The organism is Peteryoungia desertarenae (assembly GCF_005860795.2).
In the GTDB taxonomy this organism is placed as follows: Bacteria; Pseudomonadota; Alphaproteobacteria; order Rhizobiales; family Rhizobiaceae; genus Allorhizobium; species Allorhizobium desertarenae.
The window spans coordinates 649826-674275 of sequence record NZ_CP058351.1; the positions used below are offsets into that span (position 1 = coordinate 649826).

The following is a 24450-nucleotide window of genomic DNA, read 5'->3' on the forward strand; positions in this document are numbered from 1 at the left end:
TTAGTCCTTGGCCCATTCGGGCAGATCAATCGCCGGCAGAACGCGACCGGCGCAGTCGCCAAAACCGATACGGTAGCCGTCACCCATTGCCACGCCTCTCAGCGTCAGGAGATCGCCATCCTCAAGAAAGGAGCGCGTTTCGCCCGTCTCAAGCGTCAGTGGTTCCTTACCACCCCAGGAAAGCTCCAGCAGCGAGCCACGGCTTGTCTTGTCGACACCCGATATGGTGCCCGACCCCAGGAGGTCGCCGACCCGCATGCGGCAGCCGCTCGTGGTATGATGGGCAAGCTGCTGGGCAGCGGAATAGTAGAGCTCCGCTGCATTGGTGCGTGCGATCACGCTTTCCGGTTTGCCCTCGGGCGCCAAAGCCACTTCCAGCGCGATGTCATAGAGCATCGGTCCCGGCTCACGCAGATAGGCCAGAAGCGGTCGCTCCCTCTGCGGCGTCGAAACCCGGAAGGGTTCGAGGGCCGCCCTCGTCACGATCCAGGGGGAAATGGTCGTGGCTGTCGCCTTTGCCTGAAACGGTCCAAGGGGCTGGTATTCCCAGGCCTGGATGTCACGGGCCGACCAGTCATTGAGCAGCACATAGCCAAAGATCATCTGATCGGCGTCAGCAACCGAGACCATGCCCTCAGATGGCTGTCCGACGATTGCGCCAAGCTCGAGTTCAAGATCGAAACGCCGGGAAGGGGCAAAGCGAGGCAGCTCCTCATTCGGACCCTTCAACTGACCCCAGGGACGAACGACGTCCGTACCCGAGACCACCACGGAGGACGCGCGGCCATTATAGCCGATCGGGATGGAAAGCCAGTTCGGGGGAAGTGCATTTTCCGCGCCTCGAAACATGGTACCGACATTCACCGCGTGGTTCTTGCCGGCGTAGAAATCGGTGTATTCGGCCACCGTAAACGGCATCAGCAAGGTAGTTCCTGCCATCGGCACCAGATGCGGCTCAACGGCTGCGCGATGCACTTCGTCGGAGAGAAGTTCAGTCAGCCGCGACCTCAGCGCCGCCCAGATAGCCGGCCCCGCCGCCATGACGGCGTTCCACGACGGTTGGGCAAAGAGCGCCGGAGCAAGCCCGTGATCGACGCGCCCCACATCGAGAATGCGATCTCCGATGGCCACACCCATGCGGGCACCCTTGTCATCACGAAAAACCCCATAGGGCAGGTTCTGAATGGGAAAGTCGCTGTCGCCATTGGCCGACGACAGCCAGCTTTTGAGTGTCATTTGAAATCTGGTCCTCAATTCTTGGTGCCGGGCTTGCCGTCAAACTTCTTCTCAAGACTGTCCCAGCAATCGATGTAGTCGTCCTGCAGGGGCGCTTCTTTCGCGGCAAACTCCGTCAGATGCTGGGGAAAGCGCGTTTCGAACATGAAGGACATGGTTTCGGCCTGGAAGACCGGCTTCATCGGCTCGTTTGAGGCATGCTCGAAGGCATTGCGATCAGGACCATGCGGCAGCATGCAATTGTGCAGCGACATGCCGCCGGGGATGAAACCCTTGGGCTTGGCATCGTAGATCCCGTAGATATTGCCCATCAGCTCCGACATGATGTTCTTGTGATACCAGGGCGGACGGAATGTGTTTTCCGCCACCATCCAGCGCTCGCGGAACAGGACGAAGTCAATATTGGCCGTTCCCTCCTGACCGGAAGGTGCCGTCAGCACGGTGAAGATCGATGGATCAGGATGATCGAAAAGGATCGCGCCGACGGGCGAATAGGTTCTAAGATCATATTTGTAGGCGCAGTAATTGCCATGCCAGGCAACGACATCGAGCGGGCTATGGCCGATGAAGGTCTCGTGGAACTGCCCGCACCATTTGATGACAACGCGTGAGCGCACTTCGCGATCTTCAAAAGCAGCGACCGGGCACTTGAAGTCGCGCGGATTGGCAAGGCAGTTGGCACCGATCGGCCCGCGCGATGGCAGGTCGAATTTCTGGCCATAGTTCTCGCAGACAAAACCACGACAAGGTCCTTCCAGAACCTCGACCCGGTAAACAAGGCCGCGCGGAAGAATGGCGATCTCCTTGGGCTCAAGATCGATCACGCCAAGCTCTGTGCAGAAGCGCAAACGCCCTTCCTGGGGCACGACCAGAAGCTCGCTGTCGGCAGAATAGAAATATTCATCCTGCATCGACTGGGTCACGAGATAGATATGGGAGGCCATGCCGACCTGTGTATTGACGTCGCCTGCGGTGGTGATCGTCCGCATGCCGGTGATCCAGGTCAGTTGCTCCTCGCTGTGAGGGACCGGATCCCAACGATACTGACCAAGCGAGATCACATTCGGCAGTACATTCGGCGCCGTCTTCCAATAGGGCACATCGATGGGCGAGAAGCGACCGGTATGCTTGACCGAGGGGCGGATGCGGTAGCACCAGGTGCGCTCGTTCTGCCCGCGCGGTGCGGTGAACGCGGTTCCAGAAAGCTGCTCCGCATAAAGTCCGTAATTGCACTTTTGCGGCGAGTTCTGACCTTGCGGCAGGGCCCCTGGCAGCGCCTCGGTCTCAAAATCATTGCCGAAGCCGGGCATATAGCCTTCTTGCGTGCCGGAGGCATGCGGGGCGCGAACCATGCCGCGCGGCAGATCGTGAATGCTCATGGATATCCTCCTCTGACAACCATGTCAGTTCTTGATGGATGCCATTTTCGTTGCATGTGCAACGAAGTCAAGTTATTTGTTGCATATGCAACGAATAACTGCATTCTCGAACGGACCGTTCAGCCAAGCCCGTGAAGACCAGGGGAATTCCAATGCCGGACAGCGAAGCGATTGCCCTGCCTGACTTCGACCTCATGCGGTTCACCCCCTATCGACTGGCGGTGGCGGCACAGGAAACATCCGAAGAGCTTGCGCGACAATATCGATCCCGCTTCGGCATCTCGATCCCGCAATGGCGGGTGCTCGTGCATCTCGCCCATGCAGGCGAGGTCTCCGTGCGCGAGATTGAGGCCAGGGTCGCGATGGAAAAATCCAAGGTCAGCCGCGCGGCCTCAAAACTCGAAAGTGCCGGCCTGATCGTAAAATCCGTCAATGCAGAGGACCGCAGGCTCATCAGCATGAGCCTTACTCCCAAAGGTCGAGCTCTGATGGCGGAGCTTCTGGTCATTGCCCGAAGCTACCAGCAAGAGATCGAGAAGCGCCTCGGGACGAGCTATTCCGGCTTTGAAAGCGGCCTGGACAGACTGCTGGGAGAAACACCATGACGGCCAGCACCGAGACTGTGCTTTTTGACTATTGGCGATCTTCGGCATCTTACCGCGTCCGCATCGCTCTCGGTCTGGCCGGACTTCCCTGGCAGACCGTGCCCATCGATCTCGTGGAAGGCAATCAAAGAGCGCCCGAGCATCTTGACCGCAATCCGCAGGGTCTCGTCCCGGTTCTCGAGATCGACGGTCTGCGCCTCACTCAGTCGCTTGCCATCATCGAATATCTGGATGAGACGCGCGGGCTCGAGCTTCTTCCCGCCACGGCATCCGAGCGGGCAAGGGTTCGGGCACTTGCCGATGCCATCGCGATGGAAATCCATCCTGTCTGCAATCTGCGAGTGGCAAAGCACGCCGTTTCGGCATCAAATGGCCAATTGACGATGAAGGACTGGATGCAGGCCTTTATTGCTCCAGGGCTTGCTGCAGTGGAAGCGATGGCCGAAGGCCCTGACTTTCTTTATGCGGGCAGGCTGTCTCTGGCAGATCTCTGCCTCGTTCCGCAGATCTACAATGCCCGTCGTTGGGAAGTTGATCTCTCTGGCTTCCCGAAACTGGTGGAGATTGATGCGCATCTCAACACAATCCCCGCATTTGCCGCCGCACATCCAGACAATTCCCCGCGCTGAGCCTTGACCTTCGGCTTCCTGACATTGTCGTGATCGAAAATCCGCAGGAAGCCGCAGATTTTTTGTCCTGGATCAATTCCTCGAACGAACGGGCTGACATTCTCGTTTGACATGACACCCATTTCATCAGGTTTTGAGAAGAGGCATAGGTTTGAGAATGTCAGATTTGGATAGGCGGCGGGATTTTCATGCTCAGGCAGTCAGCGAAGTGCTGAGCGCCTTGAACACCACACAGGCTGGCCTCTCTTTAGCCGAAGTAACGAAAAGGCGGGCGGAACATGGTCCAAATCGGCTGCCCGAACCACCCCGCCGCTCTGGGCTTGTCCGCTTTCTGCTGCAGTTCCACAATATCCTGATTTATGTGCTGCTTGCCTCGGCGGGCGTCACGGCTCTCCTGCAACACTGGATCGATACGGGCGTGATCCTCGCTGTCGTCATCGGCAATGCGGTGATCGGTTATCTGCAGGAAGGACGCGCCGAGGAGGCCATGAACGCGATCCGCGGCATGCTGGCTCCGCATTCGGCAGTCCTGAGGGATGGCACACGCAGAAGCGTCGACGCTGCGGATCTGGTCCCTGGTGACATTGTTCTGTTCGAAGCGGGTGATCGTGTCCCCGCCGATGTAAGGCTTGTCGAAGCACGGGGAGTGAGGGTCGAAGAAGCGGTTCTCACAGGCGAATCCGTTCCCGTCGACAAGTCGACCGAACTGGTTCGGCCGGATGCTGCATTGGGCGACCGCAGTTCCATGCTGTTCAGCGGCACGCTGATTGCTGCAGGAGCCGGGCGCGGTATTGTGGTGCAAACCGGTTCCAACACCGAAATCGGCAAGATCAGCGGCATGCTGGCATCTGTCGAGACGCTGACGACACCGCTTGTCCACCAGATGGATATCTTTGCCCGCTGGCTGACCCTGTTCATTCTGCTGGTCGCCTTCCTGCTCTTGGTCTACGGCTACTTTGTCAGCGGTTTTGAATTCGAAGAACTGTTCATGATGGTGGTCGGGCTTTCGGTCGCCGCAATCCCGGAAGGCCTGCCTGCGGTTCTGACGATCACACTTGCGGTGGGCGTTCAGGCCATGGCGAAACGCAATGCCATCGTCCGACGTCTGCCGGCAATCGAGACCCTTGGATCCGTCTCGGTGATCTGCTCCGACAAGACCGGAACACTCACGCGCAACGAGATGAATGTGGCCGAACTCGTCACGGCAGAACACATGTATGCCGTCAGCGGAAGCGGCTATCAGCCGGAAGGCAGCGTAGCCAATGCCACTGGCGAGATGAGCCCGCAGCTGCATAGCATCCTGGGTGACTTCGCTCTTGTCGCCGGCCTTTGCAATGATGCCGGCCTTCACCAGTCGGAAAACGGCTGGCATGTTGAGGGCGATCCGATGGAAGGAGCACTCAAGGCACTGGCGGGCAAAATCACCGGTGCCGGTGCCGACCCGCATTCAGGTGTGTGGGCACGCATCAACGCCATCCCCTTTGACGCCGCCCATCGTTACATGGCCGTGCTGCATGAGGATCAAGCGGGCCAGCGGCGCATCGACGTTAAGGGAGCACCAGAGGCAATCCTGGCGCTTTGCACGACGCAACGGCTGACTGATGGAAAAGACGTGCCGCTGGAACATGACTACTGGTCCGGCAAGGTCGAAGAACTGGCAGCCAATGGCCAGCGCGTGCTGGCGCTGGCCGCTTGCCATGCGCCCGAAGACAAAGACGATCTCGTCCATGCCGATCTGGACGGACGACTGAGCTTGATCGGTCTTGTAGGCCTGATCGATCCACCCCGCGAAGAAGCCATTGAAGCGGTGGCCGAGTGCCACTCTGCGGGCATCAGAGTAAAAATGATCACAGGGGATCATGCCGCAACAGCAAGGGCCATAGCCGCAATGATCGGCCTCAAGAATACCGAGAAAGTTTTGACCGGACTGGACATCGACATGCTGGACGATGGGGCACTTGCGATTGCCGCCGTCGAGACCGATGTCTTCGCCAGAACGTCTCCCGCCCACAAGCTGCGGCTCGTGACAGCCCTGCAATCGCGGGGACTGACCGTTGCCATGACGGGCGATGGGGTCAATGATGCGCCGGCGCTCAAGCGCGCCGATGCCGGCATTGCCATGGGTCAAAAAGGCAGTGAAGCCGCCAAGGAGGCTGCCGAACTCGTCCTTGCCGACGACAATTTCGCCTCGATTGCCGCAGCCGTGCGTGAAGGCCGAACCGTCTACGACAATATCCAGAAGGTGATCAGCTGGACGCTTCCGACCAATGCCGGCGAAGCCATGACGATTGTTGTGGCCCTCTTGGCCGGACTGGCGCTTCCCGTCACTGCCGTCCAGATCCTCTGGGTCAATCTTGTGACGGCGATCACACTCGGCCTTGCGCTTGCCTTTGAGCCTTCGGAAACCGGAACCATGCACCGACCGCCTCGTCGCCGCGACGAACCGCTTCTGACCAGTGGACTGGTCTGGCGGATCGCCTTCATTTCAACCCTCTTTCTGATCGCGGTGTTCGGGATCTACTTCTACGCCCTTGACAAGGGACATCCGGTGCAACTGGCCCAGACCATGGCGATGAACACGCTCGTGGTCCTCGAAATCTTCAATCTCTTCTTCATTCGCAACATGTACGGCACGTCGCTCACCTGGGAGGCGGTGCGCGGGACCAAGGTCATCTGGATCTGCGTCATCAGCGTGACACTGGCGCAATTCGCCATCACCTATCTGCCCTTCATGCAGGCCGTCTTTGGAACACAGTCTGTCCCCTTGCTCGACGGCGTGCTGATCGTCGCTGTGGGAATGACATTCTTCGCCCTGGTGGAGACCGAAAAGCAGATGCGGCTCGCCTTCCAGACGCGCGCCAAGGCCTGACGCCATCCCCTGTTTGCCCGGACGGCCCGGCCAGCAGTGCACTGGCCGGTCAGAAGGGAAAGAATATCGGGATGACGATAACGGCAACGATCGCAAAGAGGATGTTGAGCGGCAGCCCGACCACCAGGAAGTCGTGAAACTTGTAGCCTCCCGCGCCATAGACGAATGTGTTGGTCTGATAGCCGATCGGCGTTGCAAAACTCGCCGACGCGGCGAACATGACAGCCATGATGAAGGGGCGCGGATCATAACCGAGCTCGACCGCAAGGCCGATGACGATCGGACCGATCAGCACCGCAACCGCATTGTTGCTGATCATTTCGGTCAGAAGGCTTGTGAGGATATAGACGGCCGCCAGGACCGTCAGCGGCCCGACAAAGCCGATATTATGCACCGCGCTTTCGACAATCAGCTGCGCCGCACCCGTTTCCTCGATCCCCATGCTGAGGCCCAGCATACCGAAAATCAGGAACAGAATACGCCAGTCGATCGAATTGAAGGCCTCTTCCGGATCAATGCAACGGGTCATCATCACGATGACGGCGCCAATCAGGGCAAGGCCTGCAATAGGCATGACATCCAGCGCGCCAAGGAGCATGACACCGAGAATGGTGGCGATTGCGATCGGGGCCTTGGTCCGGCGCGTCGGCCGATCAGTCGGGGTCGACAGATTGATGATGCCGCCATCATCCATCAAGCGGCGAATGCCATCCGGCGGACCCTCGAGGAGCAGTGTATCGGCAAATTGCAGACGCAGATCGTTGATCCGGTCGGAAATGTTATGGTCATTGCGGTGAACGGCCATCACATAGATGCCATAGGCACGCCTGAGGTTGAGGTCGCTCAGAGCCCTGCCGCGCAAATGCGAACTTGTCCCGATACTGGCCTCCATCAGCACCGTCTGTTCTGCCGTCACCGGCACGAAACCCGTGTCCGAGATATCGCGGAACTCGACATGACCGTCTTCCTTGAGGCCGAGGAGTTCACCCGTATCGCTTTTCAGGACAACCCGGTCACCAGCGTCGAGGACAACATCATCCAACGACTGCCGAAGAGAGGTTTCACCACGAATGACGTCGATGATCCGTGTTTCGGCCGTGTTGAACGGCAGATCGGCGAGCTTCTTGCCGCAATAGCGCGATGCTGTCGGAATGAGAAGGCGCGCCATGAACTTGCGTTTCGTTTCCTGCCCGAGAACGCTCGCCAGCGAGGCACGATCAGGCAAAAGGAAGCGCCCGGCAAAGACCATGTAGACCATGCCGACCATGGCAAAGACGAGACCCGCCCCTGTCATTTCGAACATGGAAATGGCCGGCTGGCCGGCCTCCACCGCGACGCTGCTCACCAAGATATTGGTGGAGGTTCCGACAAGTGTCAGGGTTCCACCGAAGATTGCCGCAAAGGAAAGCGGTATCAGCAGACGGGACGGGGCAACGCCCACACTTGCCGCCACGGAGATCATGATGGGCGTCAGCAGGATCACCACCGGCGTGTTGTTCATGAAGGCAGAGGCCGCGACCGTACTGGTCATCATGATCAGCATGGCTCTCAGATAGGATCCCCGCGCATGGGTTTTCATGAATTCACCGACGATGGCGACCACGCCGGTCCGCTCCAGCGAGGCCGAGATGATGAACATCATGGCAATCGTGATGGGAGCAGAGGAACTGAAAACGCGAAGAAAATCAACGGTATCAACAATGCCGGTGGCCAGGAGTGCTGCCGAAGCGCCGAGCGCTGTTACCTCCGGCGGATAGAATTCCCGAAGGAAACTCAGAAAAACGATAACGACCAGTGCGAGAACGAAGACTTGTTCCAGAGACATGCACACCTTCTCGCAAAGAACCGGATCGCGAGCAATAGACTAACGATCCGCGTTCATTGCAACAGGTGAGTGTGTGCGAGCAATCAGAAACCTCAGCAGCTGCCCGTACGCGCGGAGGCCCAATGCAGAAGATTGGCCTTGTCGAGCGTGTTTCCATTCTGGGATTCCAACTCGGCAGCCAATGCATCGCGCGCTGCATTGAGGTGCTCAAGCGCCGACGACGCTCCGACCGCTCCGGCGACACCCATCAGGTAGCCGGTCATGTTGATCAGAGCCAGAAGCTCCTGATCCCTTTCACTCGAATAGACAGTTTGGTCCGACATCGGCAATGCCCCTTACCCCAGGTTGCTGATTTACAGCCTTATCGCATGCTTTGGGCGTTGCCACGCGTTGCAAAAGCGTTGCACACGTATAGGTCACCTTACGGCAAGTCATGAGAGGAATGATTCAACCTGACGCAGAGTAAAGGCGCCGCCATACGGGTGTTGTGTTGAAAGACCAATCCATAGGCGCGCAAACAGGCGCGTCATCGGACTTGAGACAGGCCAGGAGAGCGAGAGCATCCAGCCGCTTCTGGTCCCATTGATGGACATGAAGAATTGGACCTACATGCGCCCAATCGAGTCCCGCCTCGACAACAACGCGTTTCCAGCTTCTTTCCTTGTAGAATATCTGCCTTGCTGCCTGTTGCAGACGACTGACATCCTCACGCGGCATGGAATTGTGGCGGGAGATTTCGTCAAGCGTTCCATCAATATTGACGATCGGCACAGTCAGAGCCGGATAACCCAGCTCCGCCGGTCCATGCAGCAGGGCCACATCGGCATCATCATCCCGTCTGCCGTCCCGGTAGTCCTCAAAGATCCGTCCGACACCAATCATGCCGAAGGCTGCACACTCGGCTGCACGAAGAGCACCCATGCTGGAGGCGCCATAAACGGCAACCCCTTTCGAAAGCGCGTAAAGCAGCTCTTTGTGCCAGACCGGGGCCACACCCTCGAAAAAACCGTCGATCAGGCCGATCGCTGTCGCGCCCCTGGAAAGCGCGTTCATGATGTCACCCTGGCGCGCAGGGGGATGCAGGGAGAGCCCCTCCCCGAGATGAAGATCGGCATCCGGCAGGCTCGGTCCGACAAAGACAATCTTCATTGCAGTGCCCTCGATATCGCCCGCATGCCGAAGCGCTGCCGCCTCTCGCCGTCCGGGTTCTCGAGCTGAGGAGCGATCACCTTTACCACTGATGCCGGCAGCCACTCGGGGGACAGATCGACGGCATAAAGCCGGTCGATACGCCTGTTTGAAAGCCGGTCAAGCACGGCCTGCAAGGCAGAGGCCGTGTTTGCGGCATCGAAGCTTGGAAGCGATGACAGGGCAATGGATGGAACCGCATCGAAAGCCACCAGTGTATCGCTTGACGCAGGCTGCTCGAAAATCTGCGGCAGGTGGTCATCGCGGGCACCGGCAATGAATGTCATGCGCGACTGGACCGCCTCGCTGACAGCGCGAGAAACTGCAACCTCAGGATGCGCATGCGCCCCGCAGCCCAGCGTCACCTCCACATGACGCAACACCGGGAGGGCCTTGCGATCCCGTGGCGCGAGAAGAGCCGTAATCGCCGGGAGCGAAAGATCACTCGTCATGTCGAAGATGGCAATCTCGAGCCCCGCCTGTTCGATCCGCTCCACCATGATCCGGAGTTCGGGAAGAACGAGACTTGCCGGATCGAGGCGACGGGCATAACGGCGGTTTGGCGGAGTTATCTGCCAGAGCGTATGGGCATCGCGTTCGATGCGCTCCAGCAGACCATGCAGAATGGCCTCCTCTCGATGATTGCCCGAAGCAAGACCGTCGGAAGACTGCCAATAGCGCCTGTGATCCAGCGATCGATCAAGATGAACGGCATCATAGGGCAGCCATACTTCCTCGCCAGTAAGCAGATGTCGTGCGGCGACCCATTCAAGCGCCTCATCCATTGCAAGCGGCTGCGTTTTTGCAGCCAGCAGCTCGTCAAGCCGATCATGGCGGATGGTCTTCTCCTCGAAGACAGCGCGACTGGAGGTGATGACACGACAACATGGCGCTGTCGCTACGGAACGTTCCACTGCTTCCATGACGGCGGAGGTCCGGGCTGCCTCGTTGTCAAGCCCCTTGCCCTGAGCAATGACGATGGCAAGGGCATTGGGCTGAACGGCGCACCACACCGGTATGCCTATCTTGTCCAGCCCTGTCTGCCGCGCAACCCGTGTAATGCCAAGCCGATACAGAAAAGGCGAGACCCGATCAAAGGTCTCGCCTGCAGAACAGGAACGGTAAGTTACAACGTCCATTTGATCGTTCCAAGCCTCACTCGACTTTCAACAAAGCATTGAAGACCAAAAGGAGTTGGACTGACATATCTTCAGTTTTCGTGGTGACTTTGTGCAATTTCTTCCATCGAGCCAAAGGCAAGGGCAAGATCCACACCTTTAACAATAGCCGCGCCGCTCCCGCGAAGGGAGTCAGCGGACCCCAGCGTACCAGTAAACGGTTCTTGCAACGCAGACACCGTTCCGTTCCCAAGATCAGCTACCCACAGTCCCTGTTCACCAGGAAGCCCAATTACTACTACTTTAGACATTAGAAATCTCCGTTATGAGAAACCCGCCTTGACCAAAGCATCGCGGTAAAGCTCGTCTTGCCATTTTTCCTTGTGCGGAACTGCCTTTATCCACGTTTCAAGATCAAAGCTGGGATTTACCTTCAAAACTCGATCTCGACAGCGCTTTGCATTTGTTGTTTCACCAATCATGGCCCAACATGCAGCAGCCAATCTGTCGGCTGCTGCCGAATCATTCATTCGACCGATGTATTCAAGGGCCTGCGGAAACTGGTACAGAAAGAAGCTCGCACCAGCTGCTGTCCAAAGATAAACATCTGGCATTTCGGGATTCAGATCCATCGCGAGCATTATCTTGACGAGTGCCGCCTGCGGATCAGAAGCATGCACAAGACTGTCAGCATGACTGTATAGAACATCTGCATAATTCGGACTGAGTTCCTCGGCCCGCGCCAGCGCCTCCACGCTGTCATCGATCTTGCCGAGGTAGAGCTGACTGACACCCAGCTCCTTATAGGCGCCTGCCAATTCTGGATTCTGCTCCATGGCCTTTCGCGAAAGCCGTTCGGCCTCCAGCAGCAGATCTTTGTCGCCGCGAGCGGTCAGAAGCCATTCGAAGCTCAGCGTGCGTGAAATGCCGGCCATGGCCACGCCGAAATCACGTCTGTGCTCAAGCGCCTCGCGGAAATGCCGACGGGCGCGCCGCACGGCTGGCAAGGTCAATTCAGACAGGCTCTGGACGCCGCGAAGATAGGTGAAATAGGCATCCGGATGACTGGCGAAATCCTGCGAATAGGAGGCCTGGGAGGCCATCATATGCATGATCGAACCCTTGATCGCATCGGCCATTTCGCGTCTTTGATCGCTGACGGAGCGGGGATCGAGATGAAAACGCGTGGCCCAGATCACCTCGTCCGTCGGCATGAAGACCAGCTGCACGAAGAGCTTGTCTCCGGATCTCTGGCTATCAAGGGCATAGACAACGCGATGCCGCTGCAGCATCTCGGCCTTGTCCTTCGAGGCGCGGATCTGTTGCGATGTATAGGGGGCAACGACCGAGACGGCGCGGCTGGCGCATAGATCGATGGTCAGGTCCTCAATCAGCGCATTCGCCACGGATCCGGCCTGGCCTGCCGCATCCGTGGTTTCGGGCGGCAGGAGCGCCACACGCGGCGGCGTCCAGGCAAGTGTCGCCTCAGCGGCGCCGCGCGCGAACTCCCACTGACCGGGGGCTGCGATGTCAAGGAGCGGCGAATGGCCTGCCATTACCAGTGCCGGTTGCCTGCTTGGTGTCAGGAAGGCACGAACAGCCTCGTCATGCGGGTCACGTTCAAGCAGAATGACTGCCGCTCTCTGCAGTTCCGCCCTTGCCTCGTCCAGCAGCGAGGAGGGGTCGAAACCGAGAAATTCGGATCGCAAACGCGCCACATGTCGCGTTCTGACGTCCCTTACCCAGAGGTCCACCGGCCTCGACCCCTCCCCTTCGGTCGGGAGAAAGCGCTTTAGAACAGCGTCGGTTGCCAGTCTCAACCGCTCAAGCGGCGTGTGAAGCGGCGACAGGAACAGGTCGCTTGCGACCGTCTGTTTATCCGCCACCAGATGGGTCATTCCGCCCTGGGTCAGGGAGGCGACAAGGTCGGGGCTTATGGCGCCAAGACGTCTCAACAAGGATCGGAGATTGGTCGCTGCCGCTTCGCGATTTCCAGGCCACAAAAGCTCGGCAATATCGCGTCGCGTCATCGGGGCATCCCGATCCACGAGAAAGGCGAGCATGACGATTGCGAGATGGGAGACGTTTACAATCTCCCCTGCCTCGGTCTCGAGGCGACAGCTTCCCAAGGTGGTCAGCCGGTAAGTCATTGTTCCTCAATGGGAGGCGTGAATGGCGCTATCGCTATCCGACTGGGTCGATGCGGAGGGGCCAAGAGACCGCAACAAATTCATGATGTTCTGACGTATGCGCTTGTCTTCAATCGCGAGAAATGCGCTGGCGAGCGCAATGCCTTCCTTGGAGCTCATGAAGTCGTTGAGTTCGTTTGCCCCCATGTCCATGCTTTCACCAAGCATCCCCGGGCTTTCCTCGAAGAAATAGGGGATCGGCACATTGAGGATTTCGGCAATGTTCTGCAGGCGGCTTGCGCCCACGCGGTTCATGCCCTTTTCATACTTCTGCACCTGCTGAAAGGTAATGCCAAGCCCATCGGCGAGCGTCTCCTGACTCATGCCAATCGTCCTGCGGCGCAGCCGAATTCGGGCCCCCACGTGAACGTCGATTGAGTTGGGTAGCTTTTTCATGTGTCTGTCCTCGACCTATCAAGCTCGTGATGAAACGTTACCGTAAAGCCTTCGGACGATGCAACCTCCCCACGAGGGGCATGCACGATTAAATTGTTTAAGATGAATCGCCTGTGACGAAAAACACAACAAGACACCCCAAATATTGGGAGATTATTCTCGAATTGCTTTTTCGGTCTGGCAGGAAAAGGTTGAATATCCTCCACATCATACTTTCCTTGAACAGAATTGCGCATGCGTCAATCGCTTCAAGATTGAGTGGAGTGTTTCGCGCTGCAAAAGACCGTTGCTATTCCAGTTGGCGGCTGTCGCAGGTGAATTGAAGGGTCGGACTAAAAGCTCACCCTACGGCAGCTGTCACTCTTCACCCATGTGCTGCACGGCGAAAGGGATTGCCGTGATCTGCGTGTTCAACGAGGCAGAGCGAAGCTCGCGCTGGCTTCGCTGACAATCGAAACATGATCATAGGCAGCTTTGGCCGCCTCGTCCGCCTGGCCACTGATGATGGCTTCAACGATCCGGTCATGCTCGCGCCAGGACTGCGACAATCGTCCTTCCAACCGGAACTGCGCATGGCGAAACGGCGACAGCCGAGCGCGCGTGGCAGTCACCAGCTCGAAGATGTAGTCATTGTGGGCGCCTCGATAGATCTGAGTATGGAACTCCGTGTTGTAGGCAGCGTAATCCTCACCACCCGAAGCGTCGACAAACCGCTTTGACGCCTGATGCATGTCCCGCAATTCCTTGCGCTCGACCGATGTCATCCGCTGCGCAGCCAGTCTTGCGCAAACCGCCTCCAGTTCAGCCATGGCTTCGAACATGGCATGCAGATGCTTGCCGCTCACATTGGTAACCACCGCCCGTTTGTTCGGCTGCCGGTCGACAAGGCCCATGGCGCAAAGTTGCCTCAACGCCTCGCGAACGGGTGTGCGCGACACATCAAAGCGCCCCGCCAAAGAAACCTCGTCCAGTTTTTCGCCCGGCCTCAGAGCGCCTGTCACGATCAGATCGGCGATGGCGCGCACCATCTGTTCAACCGTTGTTCCGGCTCTTGTCACCACGCGCTTGTCAGGCTTGTTCAACATCCAGTCCCGCCTTTTTCAACTGCATACAGATGCCAAAGCACGGTTACCGAGTCAAATTGCGGCCGGGCCGTCGGGCCTCAATCTTCCGCACTGTCCGCCCAAGGCACCAATCGGGGCCGGACGCCCAGGGGCCTGATCGCGGCACTGCACAATTCCTGTTCAACCGCTTCTGCGAACTGCATACAGTTTGAGCGATATCAAGATCAACGCATTTTAAATCGCTGTATTTCAATGCGTTAAGGTGCTGGCACAGCGATTGCATACACTTTTTGCTGAACATGAAGAACGGCCAGCGCCAAACCAGGGGAACGGATATGAGCACCATCAAAACCATCACTCGCCGCAGTTTCTTGAAGACTTCCGCCGCAGGCGTCGCCGGAGCGACCTTGCTCCCTGGCGCCTTCATGGCTCCAGCAGTGGCGCAGACCGCATTGACGGTAGGCTTCATCTATGTCGGCCCCAAGGATGATTTCGGCTACAACCAGGCCCATGCCGAAGGTGCCGCAATCCTCAAGGCCATGCCCGGCGTAACCGTGATCGAGGAGGAAAACGTTCCCGAAACCGTCGAAGTGCAGAAGTCGATGGAATCGATGATCAATCTCGACGGCGCATCCGTCCTTTTCCCGACATCCTTCGGCTATTTCGATCCCCATATGCTGGCCATGGCGGCAAAATATCCCGACGCGCAATTCCGCCATTGCGGAGGACTGTGGAAGGAGGGGACACATCCGATGAATACCGGATCCTATTTCGGCTATATCGGCCAGGGCCAGTATCTCAACGGGATTGCGGCGGGTTATGCCTCGACCAGCAAGAAGATCGGCTTTATCGCGGCCAAGCCTATTCCTCAGGTGGTCCAGAACATCAATTCCTTCCTGCTGGGCGCGCGTTCGGTCGATCCCACCATAACCTGCCAGGTCATCTTCACCGGCGAGTGGTCCCTGGCCGTCAAGGAAGCGGAAGCGACCAATGCCCTGATCGACCAGGGTGCCGACGTCATCACCTGCCACGTCGACAGCCCGAAGGTCGTGGTCGAAACCGCTGCGGGTCGCGGGGCATTTGTCTGCGGCTATCACGCCAATCAGAGCCCGCTGGCGCCGGAAAAATATCTGACCGGCGCGGAATGGGCCTGGGGCAATGTCTATACCGATTTCATCAAGAAAGCCCAGACGGGCGAGCCCATGGGCAATTTCGTGCGCGGCGGTCTGAAAGACGGTTTCGTCAAGATGAGCCCTCTCGGCCCGGCCGTTTCGGAGGAGGCGCGCAACAAGTTCGAAGCCACCAAGGCCGAGATGATGAAGGGCGGCTATTCGGTCTTCAAGACGGGCCTCAAGGACAATAACGGCAATGTGGTTGTGACAAGTGACCTCGTGGAAGATGCGATCGAGCTCGAAAGCATGGGCTATCTGGTCGAAGGCGTGATCGGCTCAACCTCTTGAAGTCAGGGGAGCTGCAGCCATGACGGCAGAGCTTGAAAGCCCGAGGCATGTCGGCCCATCCGTGCCGGTCGGAGATCTCCGACCGGTACTGGAATGGCTTTCAAGAAGGGCCGAACCCGTGGTCATCGGATCGATTGCCGTTCTTGCCGGGCTCACCGTCTTTGCAATATTCATTGCATTTCTCGGAAAGTCCCCTCTTCAGCTCTTCCAGCTGATGTATCAGGGCGGTTTCGGCAGCTGGTTCTCGTTTCAAAATGCGCTGAGCCGCGCTGCTCCACTTCTTCTGACAGCGCTTTGTGTGGCCCTACCCGCAAGGCTGGGGCTCACCATCATCGGCGCTGAAGGCGCCGTCGTTCTCGGCGGCCTGGCGGCAGCAGCCGTGGCACTGCCACTGGTGGGAATGTCCGGTCCATGGGCCCTATGGGCCGTGATGGCGATCGCGGGCATGGTGGTTGGTGGTGCCTGGATCGGATTGTCCGGTTTTCTGCGCCACTACCGTGGTGTCAACGAGACCATCGCCTCGCTCCTGCTCGCCTATATCGCCATCGCGCTCATGAACCATCTGATCGAGGGGCCTCTACGCGATCCTGCAAGTCTGAACAAGCCGTCGACGGCACCCCTGCCGGCTGAGGCCATGATCGGCCACATTCCCGGCATGGATGTGCATTGGGGACTGATCGTGGGCATCATCGCCTGTGTCGTGTCCTATATCATCATCGAGTGGACGACAGCCGGTTTTGCCGCCCGCGTCGCCGGCGGGAACCTGCGTGCTGCACAAATCCAGGGCCTTCCGGTGGGGCGTCTGATCGTCGGTTTCACCGCGCTCGCAGGCGCCTTTGCCGGACTTGCCGGGATGATGGAGGTTGCTGCGGTTCAGGGCAGCGCCAACGGGTCCCTGGCGGCGGGTTATGGCTATACCGGCATTCTCGTCGCCTTTCTGGCCCGTCACAATCCGCTCGCCATCATCCCGATCGCCATCCTGCTGGGTGGCATTGATGCATCCGGCGGGTTGATCCAGAGACGAATGGATCTGCCGGACGCAACGGTCCTGTTGCTGCAGGGCACCTTGTTCATAGCCGTGCTCTTTTCGGAAACGCTCTATGGTCGCTTCCGGATGTTCAACCCCGATCTCTGGACACGAGCCGAGACCAGCAAGGGAGCCCAGTGATGGAAGGCAGCGATATCGGCCTATGGGGTGTTCCTCTGGCAATCCTGGCCGGGGCAATCCGCGTCTCGACGCCCTTCATTTTTGTCAGCCTCGGCGAAATGCTGACCGAGCGTTCCGGACGTATCAATCTCGGTCTTGAAGGCACGCTTGTCTTTGGTGCGATGGCTGCCTATGGCACCGCTGTCCTGACCGGTTCGCCCTGGCTTGGCGTGCTTGCCGCAATGGTTGGCGGCGCAGCCTTCGGTCTCGTGCACGGCTTCATCTGCAAGTTTCCGAAGGTCAATGACATCGCCATCGGCATTGCGATGATGCAATTCGGTCTGGGTCTTGCCTTCTTTCTCGGGAAGCCTTTCATCCAGCCGTCTGCCCCCAAGCTCCCGTCCATCTCCTTCGGGGCCTGGTCAAGCTATCCGCAGGTCCAGGCCGCACTGAACATCAATATCCTGTTCCTGATCGGGATCATGCTCGCCCTCTTTCTCTCCTGGGCCCTGCGCAACACGAGGATCGGCCTTGTGCTGCGTGTGGTCGGAGACAGTTCGGATGCAGCGCGCGCCATGGGCATCAGTCCGGACCTCGTCCGTTTGGCAGCGACGACTGCCGGCGGGGCACTGGCCGCGATTGGCGGTGCCTATCTGTCGCTGTTCTATCCCGGTTCCTGGAACGAAGGAATTTCCTCCGGCCAGGGCCTGATGGCAGTTGCTCTCGTCATCTTTGCACGCTGGAACCCCTTGGGATGTCTCGCCGCCTCGATGCTGTTCGGTGGAGCCGGCGCCCTCGGCCCCGCCCTGCAATCCGTCGGCATCACGTCCGGCTACTATCTCTTCTACGCCGCACCCTATGTGCTCACCCTGATCATCATGATCGCCACATCGTCACCGACGCGATCACTGACCGGAGCGCCGGGCGCATTGTCTCTGACCAAGTAACGCTTTCCGATTGGAGAACCACATGAATGGTCTAGGTGGACTGAACAAATCCGAACACGGGGTCGGGATTGGCCTGGTACAGCTGCAGTTGCCGAATACCGTGACCAAGGCCGACCTCGCGCACCAGACGAACGTCATTGTCGACCTTGTGGGCAAGGCACGGCGAAACCAGCCCGGAATGGATCTGGTGATCTTCCCGGAATATGCACTTCACGGCCTGTCCATGGATATCAATCCCGAGATCATGTGCTCGCTCGATGGTCCGGAAGTGGCGGCTTTCAAGGCCGCCTGCAAGGCCAACCATATCTGGGGCTGCTTCTCGATCATGGAGCTGAACCCGGGCGGCATGCCTTTCAACTCCGGCATCATCATCGACGACCAGGGCGAACTGAAACTCTATTATCGCAAGATGCACCCGTGGGTGCCTGTGGAACCATGGGAACCGGGAGATCTGGGCATCCCGGTGATCGAAGGTCCCAAGGGGGCCAGGATTGCGCTGATCATCTGCCATGATGGCATGTTCCCGGAAATGGCGCGGGAATGCGCCTACAAGGGTGCCGAGATCATGATCCGCACGGCAGGGTATACCGCTCCCATTCGCGAGAGCTGGAAATTCACCAATCAGTCCAACGCCTTCTGTAACCTGATGGTGACTGCCAGCGTCTGCATGTGCGGGACAGACGGGACCTTCGATTCCATGGGCGAAGGCATGATCTGCAATTTCGATGGCACGATCATCGCGCATGGCACCAGCGGTCGCGTGAACGAGATCATCACGGCGGAGGTGAGACCCGATCTCATACGTGAGGCACGTCTGGGCTGGGGCGTCGAAAACAACATCTACCAATTCGGTCATCGCGGCTATGTCGCCGTCGATGGCGGGGCTCAGGACGCACCCTACACCTACATGCATGACCTGATCGCGGGCAAATACCGGCTTCCCTGGGAAGACGAGATCAAGGTGAAGGACGGGACGTCCTGCGGCTTCGACAAACCTCACCGTCGCTTCGGTGAAACCTACAAGCTTGCCGGTGAATAGGAGCATAGCATGGACAAGATGATCGATCGGAAGACCCATTACATTGAAGGTGACCCCTACAACTGGCCCTATAATGGCGAGCTTCGACCCGACAACACCGCTCTGATCATCATCGACATGCAGACGGATTTCTGCGGCAAGGGCGGTTATGTCGACCACATGGGCTATGACCTATCGCTGGTGCAGGCGCCGATCGAACCGATCAAATCGGTGTTGGCCGCCATGCGCGCCAAGGGCTATCACATCATTCATACCCGTGAAGGTCATCGCCCGGATCTTGCCGACCTGCCTGCCAACAAAAGGTGGCGCTCCCAACGCATAGGTGCCGGAATTGGCGATACTGGCCCATGCGGTCGCATCCTTGTCCGCGGTGAACCCGGCTGGGACATCATCCCCGAGCTTTACCCCCTTCCCGGTGAGACAATCATCGACAAGCCTGGCAAAGGATCTTTTTGTGCAACCGATCTGGAACTCATTCTGAACCAGAAGCGGATCGAAAACATCATCCTGACGGGCATCACCACGGATGTCTGTGTATCGACCACCATGCGCGAGGCCAATGACCGCGGTTTCGAATGCCTCCTGCTGGAAGACTGCTGCGGCGCGACGGACTACGGCAACCATCTGGCGGCGATCAAGATGGTCAAGATGCAGGGCGGGGTCTTCGGCTCCGTCTCGAATTCGACAACACTTGTGAGCCAGTTGCCATGAGTGGAGAGATTGCCCTGCCTGGAAAAACGGACAAGGCCCTGGGCATCGAGACCGCATCCATGACCATGCGGTTCGGGAGCTTTACCGCGCTCGACCAGGTGTCGATCAAGGTTCAGCCTGGCTCGTTCCACGCTCTGCTTGGCGAAAACGGAGCCGGCAAATCGACACTCGTCAAGTGTATCATGGGGTTCTATCGACCGACTTCCGGGCAGCTTCTGATACAAAACCGGGAGGTGGAGATCGCCTCGCCTCGGGACGCCGCCGCCCACGGCCTGGGAATGGTCTACCAGCATTTCACGCTGGTTCCCTCGCTGACTGGTGCGGAAAATCTTGTGATCAGTCGAAATGAAGTGCCCGCTGTCATCGACTGGACGATTGAGAAGAAGGCCCTTTCGGCCTTTATGGACAGGATGCCCTTCCAGATTCCGCTTGACCGGCCGGTTCGCGAACTCGCTGCCGGAGAGAAGCAGAAGCTTGAAATCATCAAGCAACTCTATCTCGGACGCCGCTTTCTGATCCTTGACGAACCGACATCGGTTCTCACTCCGGCAGAGGCCGATGACATGCTGGGTCTGGTGCGTGGCATGACAGAACGTGGTGAACTGACGGCGCTGATGATCAGCCACAAGTTTCACGAAGTGACGAAATTTGCCGATCATGTATCGGTTTTGCGGAAGGGCAAACTGGCAGGGTCTGGCGCAACGTCAGAGCTGACAACGCATGACATGGCCCAGATGATGATCGGCGATGTCCGTCTTGTCGAGCTTGATAGCCGGAAAACCGTTCACGACGAGGGGAGAAGCGTTCTGGACATCAGGAAGGTCCGGGCCGCAGACCGCAGCGGACTGAAGGAAATCGTCATCGACGAGCTGAGTGTGCGCGCCGGGGAAATCGTGGGGATCGCCGGAATTTCGGGCAATGGCCAAAAGGAACTGCTGGAGATCCTGGCGGGTCAGCGACCCGTTGAAGCAGGCGAGATACGGGTTAAGGATACAGCCTATCGCGCTACCCGGGCCGAAAGCCGGAGCCATAATGTTCGCTTCATTCCCGAAGAACCGCTGCAGAATGCCTGTGCGCCCAGAATGAGTGTCGCGGAAAACCTTGCCTTTCGCAGTTTCGACTTGAGACTTGACGGAAGCCTGGCGCGCTTCATCAATCCCAAGGAAATCCGCCGTCGGGCCGAAGGGTTGATTTCAGAGTTCAAGGTCAAGACAGCCTCGCCGGCCTCGCCGATCGCCTCACTTTCCGGCGGCAATGTCCAGCGCGCGGTTCTGGCACGGGAGCTTACCGGCGAGGTCGATCTGCTGATCGTGTCGAACCCCTGTTTCGGTCTGGACTTTTCCGCCGTTGCCGAAATCCGGGCACGCATCATGAAGGCGCGCAATAGCGGTGCAGCAGTGCTTCTGGTTTCGGAAGACCTCGATGAACTTCTGGAAATGTGTGATCGGATTCTGGTGATGTCTGACGGAAGATTGGTTTTCGAAACAGCGGCACGCGATGCCGAGGTCGGCGTCATCGGCGCCCATATGGCGGGGCATCACTGATGTTGGAAATCAAGGCTCTCCCCTTCCCCTTCCCGCTCGACCCCAGGTCTGTTGCGCTCATTGTCATCGATATGCAGCGTGACTTTACGGAGCCCGGCGGCTTTGGTGAGACACTGGGCAATGATGTCAGCCGCGTTTCAGTGATCATCCCGGCAGTGAAGAGGCTGCTCGAAGCCTTCCGAAATGCCGGGCTACCCGTCATTCACACCCAGGAATGTCACAAGCCGGACCTGTCTGACCTGCCGGACGCCAAACGCAACCGCGGCAACCCGACCCTGCGTATCGGCGATCACGGCCCCATGGGCCGCATTCTGATTGCGGGGGAACCCGGCACTGCGATCCTGCCTGAACTGGCCCCGATCGAAGGGGAACTCGTCATCGAAAAGCCGGGCAAAGGCGCTTTCTATGCCACAAGGCTTGGTGACATCTTGCAGGAGCGAGGCATCCGTCAGCTGGTGTTTGCGGGTGTGACGACGGAAGTCTGCGTGCAAACGACGATGCGCGAGGCCAATGACCGTGGTTATGACTGTTTGCTCGTGGAGGAGGCGACGGCGAGCTACTTCCCCGAGTTCAAGCAGGCTGCACTCGAGATGATCCGGGCCCAGGGCGGGATCGTGGGCTGGACGGCTCATCTCACGGACGTTCTGGAGGGGATCAATGCCTGAAACGACGCGTGAGAGCTTGTTGAACGGCGGTTGGAAGACGCTGGAATTCGAATGGTTCAGGGAGGGCGTGACCGTCCATTGGATCAAACCTTTCGAGCTCGACCAGCCGGGCGTCGCATTGCTGAATTATGAGGCCGGCGCATCCGTACCCCGCCACCGGCATGAAGGCCTTGAGACGATTTTCGTCCTGCACGGCGTTCAGTCAGACGAATTTGGCGATTACGGTGTCGGTTCTTACGTCGTCAACGAGATGGGGAGCGAGCATTCGGTATGGAGCGATACCGGATGCGTTGTCCTGATCCAGTGGGATCGTCCCGTCACGATCCTTTCCGAACAATAACCCCTTGCGGCAATCAATCCGTATCGGGCGAGGTATGGCAGACCTCGTGGAATGATCTGCCATACCTCTCATCGTCAGCCCCTTGCCGGGGGATTGAGCAGGGACTGAACCGTGTAGACGAGGACTGCCAAACCCACGGCACCCATGGCCGCAACGCCGAGCAGCACAATCACGTCAATTGGCCCTCCTATGTCGGCAAAACCCGAGCGCGTGATGGCCTGAACGAACCAGACAGCCGCCACGGCACCAAAGGGCATGGCAACCTGCGCCCATAGGAATTTGCGCCAGGAAACCTGCCGGTCGCGGATCAGCACATAAAGATAGGCGAGGGTGATGACGGCAGCCGTTGCCGCCATGACCCAGAAGAGGGTCGAACCAAAGATTTCCTCGAATACGGCAAGGAGCATGCCGAGCGTCATTTCCTTCATGATGTCCTCCTCAGGCGCGACCGCGCAGCATGGCGTTGTAGGTTGGTTTCAATGCGATTTCCTTCATCAGCCATGAAATCCAGAGCTCTTCCAGCGGGGCGATCAAGCCTGGGAAGGAAGGCACCAGATTGTTCTTGTAGTCGAACTCAATGAGCATGGCGCTGCCGATGCGGGTTATCAGCGGGCAGGACGTGTAGCCGTCATAGACCTCTTTGCTTTCGCGCCCGTCGATCTGTGCCACAAGGTGATCAACAGCAACCGGGACCTGCCATTTGACGCTGGCTGCAGTCTTGCCTTTTGGAACGCCGGCAATGTCACCGACAGCAAAGACCTCCGGATAGCGCAGATGGCGAAGCGTCTTCTGATCGACCTCGACCCAGCCCTGATCCACCCATTTATCCGTCCAGGGCAGCGGGCTGTTTCGGATCACATCCGGGGCACGCATGGGCGGAATGACATTGGTGAAGTCATAGCCTATTTCCTTCTCACCCTCTGGCGTGGCGAAAGTGGCAATCTTGCGCACCGGATCAATCTTCGTCATCACATGATCATAGACCGTATCAATGCCACGCTCCTCGAACAGCATGCGGACCTTTTCGCTGACAATCGGTACACCGAAAAGCGACTTGTTGTTTGCCGCATAGATGAGCTTGGTCTTGCTGCGGGTGCCTTTCCGCGTCGCATAGTCCTCGGTCAGGAAGGTGTATTTCAGCGGCGCACCAGCGCATTTCATTTCCGTGGCCGGCCTGGAGAAGAGGCCGACGCCACCCCTTTCGGTGAAGCGTCGCATCTCCTCCCAGGTTTTCTGTGCATAATCCGGGCCCGCATAGACGGAACCGATGCCGTCCCTGCCGATCAGATCGACCGACATGCCTTCAATCGCGTCATAATCGAGCTTCAGACCCGTCGTGACGAACAGGAAGTCATACTCAACCGTCTTGCCGCTTGTCGTCACAACGCGTTTGGCCTCCGGATCGATTTCGGCGGCAGCTTCTTCGATCCATTCTGTTCCGCGCGGCAACCATTCAGCCGTAGTGGAGACCGAATAGTCAGCGGGCTTCAGGCCCGCCGCAATCAGGGTGAAACCTGGCTGGTAATAATGCTGCTTGCGGGCATCCATGATGGTGATCCGGGCACCCTCAAGCCTGTCCGAGAGCTGGTTGGCCAGTGCAGCACCGGCAGCACCAGCACCGAGGATCAAGATCCGCGCATTGGTCTTCACCGATTGCGCCCGCACCGTGGCAAGCGGCACTGCACCGAGTGCCACGCCACCTGCCGCCAGTCCCAGGAATTGCCTTCTGTTCGTATTCACACTTCACCTCCCCCTGAAACCACGTTTCAGTTTGCTTGCCGATCGATTTCGCTGCGCACCCAACCTGTTCGGGCATCCAAATCGATCGCACTTGAGGCAGCGAAGACTGGAGCGTCTAGCAGAACCGAAATCCATGCATGCGAAAATATATATGACTTTTTATATTTATCAAAGCATACTTTGGTTTGATTGAAGCGCTGCAGCATGTGCCACTTTTCCGGGAATATCAATCACCCTATGTTCTGGCCCTTCGTATGGCCAAAAAGCTGAAAACGGCTTCGAGGCTCTGTGGATCAAGACGATAGAACAGCCGATCTTGCGATTGGCTGCGCCAGAGGTCGATGAAGATCTGATGAAAT

The 24450-nt window shown here is 58.3% G+C and carries 23 protein-coding genes; 11 read left to right on the forward strand and 12 right to left on the reverse strand.

Annotation, left to right across the window (positions count from 1 at the left end; translation table 11 throughout):
• Both fahA and hmgA read right to left on the reverse strand, forming a co-directional pair.
• Nucleotides 1-1236: a fumarylacetoacetase gene (fahA, locus tag FE840_RS20340; protein ID WP_138287617.1), complete on the reverse strand. Its 1236-nt coding sequence runs from the start codon at nucleotides 1234-1236 to the stop codon at nucleotides 1-3.
• Between the two features lie 14 nt (nucleotides 1237-1250).
• Nucleotides 1251-2615 carry a homogentisate 1,2-dioxygenase gene (hmgA, locus tag FE840_RS20345; protein WP_138287616.1) on the reverse strand — a complete coding sequence of 455 codons (1365 nt, stop codon included), beginning with the start codon at nucleotides 2613-2615 and terminating at the stop codon, nucleotides 1251-1253.
• Between the two features lie 152 nt (nucleotides 2616-2767).
• On the opposite strand from hmgA, the gene FE840_RS20350 reads away from it, so the two are divergent.
• The 3 genes from FE840_RS20350 (at nucleotide 2768) to FE840_RS20360 (ending at nucleotide 6718) form a co-directional block, all read left to right on the forward strand.
• On the forward strand, nucleotides 2768-3220 hold the full coding sequence (locus FE840_RS20350; RefSeq protein ID WP_138287615.1) for a MarR family winged helix-turn-helix transcriptional regulator: 453 nt from the start codon (nucleotides 2768-2770) through the stop codon (nucleotides 3218-3220).
• Nucleotides 3217-3849: a maleylacetoacetate isomerase gene (gene maiA, locus FE840_RS20355; protein ID WP_138287614.1), complete on the forward strand. Its 633-nt coding sequence runs from the start codon at nucleotides 3217-3219 to the stop codon at nucleotides 3847-3849. The genes FE840_RS20350 and maiA overlap by 4 nt, the downstream gene beginning before the upstream one ends.
• A gap of 157 nt (nucleotides 3850-4006) precedes the next feature.
• Nucleotides 4007-6718 (forward strand): cation-transporting P-type ATPase, encoded by a 2712-nt coding sequence (locus FE840_RS20360; RefSeq protein ID WP_138287613.1) that lies wholly within the window; start codon nucleotides 4007-4009, stop codon nucleotides 6716-6718.
• A gap of 49 nt (nucleotides 6719-6767) precedes the next feature.
• On the opposite strand, the gene FE840_RS20365 is transcribed toward FE840_RS20360, so the two are convergent.
• From FE840_RS20365 to FE840_RS20400, 8 genes are all read right to left on the reverse strand, one after another.
• Complete coding sequence (locus FE840_RS20365; protein ID WP_138287612.1) at nucleotides 6768-8543, reverse strand: SLC13 family permease; 1776 nt, start codon at nucleotides 8541-8543, stop codon at nucleotides 6768-6770.
• Nucleotides 8544-8635: 92 nt separating this feature from the next.
• Nucleotides 8636-8866 carry a hypothetical protein gene (locus FE840_RS20370; RefSeq protein ID WP_138287611.1) on the reverse strand — a complete coding sequence of 77 codons (231 nt, stop codon included), beginning with the start codon at nucleotides 8864-8866 and terminating at the stop codon, nucleotides 8636-8638.
• A gap of 124 nt (nucleotides 8867-8990) precedes the next feature.
• A complete protein-coding gene (locus FE840_RS20375) occupies nucleotides 8991-9692 on the reverse strand; it encodes a TfuA-like protein (protein ID WP_138287610.1) in 702 nt (233 codons plus the stop codon).
• Entirely contained in the window at nucleotides 9689-10870 is a 1182-nt protein-coding gene (locus FE840_RS20380; RefSeq protein ID WP_138287609.1) for a YcaO-like family protein, read from the reverse strand. Before FE840_RS20380 ends, FE840_RS20375 begins: the two co-directional genes overlap by 4 nt.
• Nucleotides 10871-10941: 71 nt before the next feature.
• Nucleotides 10942-11160 carry a hypothetical protein gene (locus FE840_RS20385; protein ID WP_138287608.1) on the reverse strand — a complete coding sequence of 73 codons (219 nt, stop codon included), beginning with the start codon at nucleotides 11158-11160 and terminating at the stop codon, nucleotides 10942-10944.
• Between the two features lie 12 nt (nucleotides 11161-11172).
• Nucleotides 11173-12999, reverse strand: coding sequence for a hypothetical protein (locus FE840_RS20390; RefSeq protein ID WP_138287607.1), 1827 nt, complete (start codon nucleotides 12997-12999; stop codon nucleotides 11173-11175).
• 6 nt (nucleotides 13000-13005) lie between these two features.
• On the reverse strand, nucleotides 13006-13434 hold the full coding sequence (locus tag FE840_RS20395) for a helix-turn-helix domain-containing protein (protein ID WP_138287606.1): 429 nt from the start codon (nucleotides 13432-13434) through the stop codon (nucleotides 13006-13008).
• A gap of 410 nt (nucleotides 13435-13844) precedes the next feature.
• Nucleotides 13845-14519: a GntR family transcriptional regulator gene (locus FE840_RS20400; protein WP_425502232.1), complete on the reverse strand. Its 675-nt coding sequence runs from the start codon at nucleotides 14517-14519 to the stop codon at nucleotides 13845-13847.
• A 314-nt stretch (nucleotides 14520-14833) separates the two neighbouring features.
• On the opposite strand from FE840_RS20400, the gene FE840_RS20405 reads away from it, so the two are divergent.
• The 8 genes from FE840_RS20405 to FE840_RS20440 are packed head-to-tail and all read left to right on the forward strand — an operon-like array spanning nucleotide 14834 to nucleotide 22351.
• Complete coding sequence (locus FE840_RS20405; protein ID WP_138287605.1) at nucleotides 14834-15958, forward strand: BMP family ABC transporter substrate-binding protein; 1125 nt, start codon at nucleotides 14834-14836, stop codon at nucleotides 15956-15958.
• A gap of 19 nt (nucleotides 15959-15977) precedes the next feature.
• Nucleotides 15978-17126 (forward strand): ABC transporter permease, encoded by a 1149-nt coding sequence (locus tag FE840_RS20410; protein ID WP_138287604.1) that lies wholly within the window; start codon nucleotides 15978-15980, stop codon nucleotides 17124-17126.
• Nucleotides 17126-18052 (forward strand): ABC transporter permease, encoded by a 927-nt coding sequence (locus tag FE840_RS20415; protein ID WP_138287603.1) that lies wholly within the window; start codon nucleotides 17126-17128, stop codon nucleotides 18050-18052. The genes FE840_RS20410 and FE840_RS20415 overlap by 1 nt, the downstream gene beginning before the upstream one ends.
• 22 nt (nucleotides 18053-18074) lie before the next feature.
• Nucleotides 18075-19091 (forward strand): formamidase, encoded by a 1017-nt coding sequence (locus tag FE840_RS20420; protein WP_138287602.1) that lies wholly within the window; start codon nucleotides 18075-18077, stop codon nucleotides 19089-19091.
• A gap of 9 nt (nucleotides 19092-19100) precedes the next feature.
• On the forward strand, nucleotides 19101-19802 hold the full coding sequence (gene biuH / locus FE840_RS20425) for a biuret amidohydrolase (protein WP_138287601.1): 702 nt from the start codon (nucleotides 19101-19103) through the stop codon (nucleotides 19800-19802).
• On the forward strand, nucleotides 19799-21346 hold the full coding sequence (locus FE840_RS20430; protein ID WP_138287600.1) for an ABC transporter ATP-binding protein: 1548 nt from the start codon (nucleotides 19799-19801) through the stop codon (nucleotides 21344-21346). Before biuH ends, FE840_RS20430 begins: the two co-directional genes overlap by 4 nt.
• The gene (locus tag FE840_RS20435) at nucleotides 21346-22011 is read left to right on the forward strand and encodes a cysteine hydrolase family protein (RefSeq protein ID WP_138287599.1); all 666 of its coding nucleotides are present in this window, start codon (nucleotides 21346-21348) and stop codon (nucleotides 22009-22011) included. The genes FE840_RS20430 and FE840_RS20435 overlap by 1 nt, the downstream gene beginning before the upstream one ends.
• On the forward strand, nucleotides 22004-22351 hold the full coding sequence (locus FE840_RS20440; protein ID WP_138287598.1) for a cupin domain-containing protein: 348 nt from the start codon (nucleotides 22004-22006) through the stop codon (nucleotides 22349-22351). Before FE840_RS20435 ends, FE840_RS20440 begins: the two co-directional genes overlap by 8 nt.
• A gap of 74 nt (nucleotides 22352-22425) precedes the next feature.
• On the opposite strand, the gene FE840_RS20445 is transcribed toward FE840_RS20440, so the two are convergent.
• A complete protein-coding gene (locus FE840_RS20445) occupies nucleotides 22426-22779 on the reverse strand; it encodes a DUF5368 domain-containing protein (protein WP_138287597.1) in 354 nt (117 codons plus the stop codon).
• Nucleotides 22780-22789: 10 nt separating this feature from the next.
• Entirely contained in the window at nucleotides 22790-24091 is a 1302-nt protein-coding gene (locus FE840_RS20450) for an NAD(P)/FAD-dependent oxidoreductase (RefSeq protein WP_138287596.1), read from the reverse strand.
• Between the last annotated feature and the right edge of the window lie 359 nt (nucleotides 24092-24450).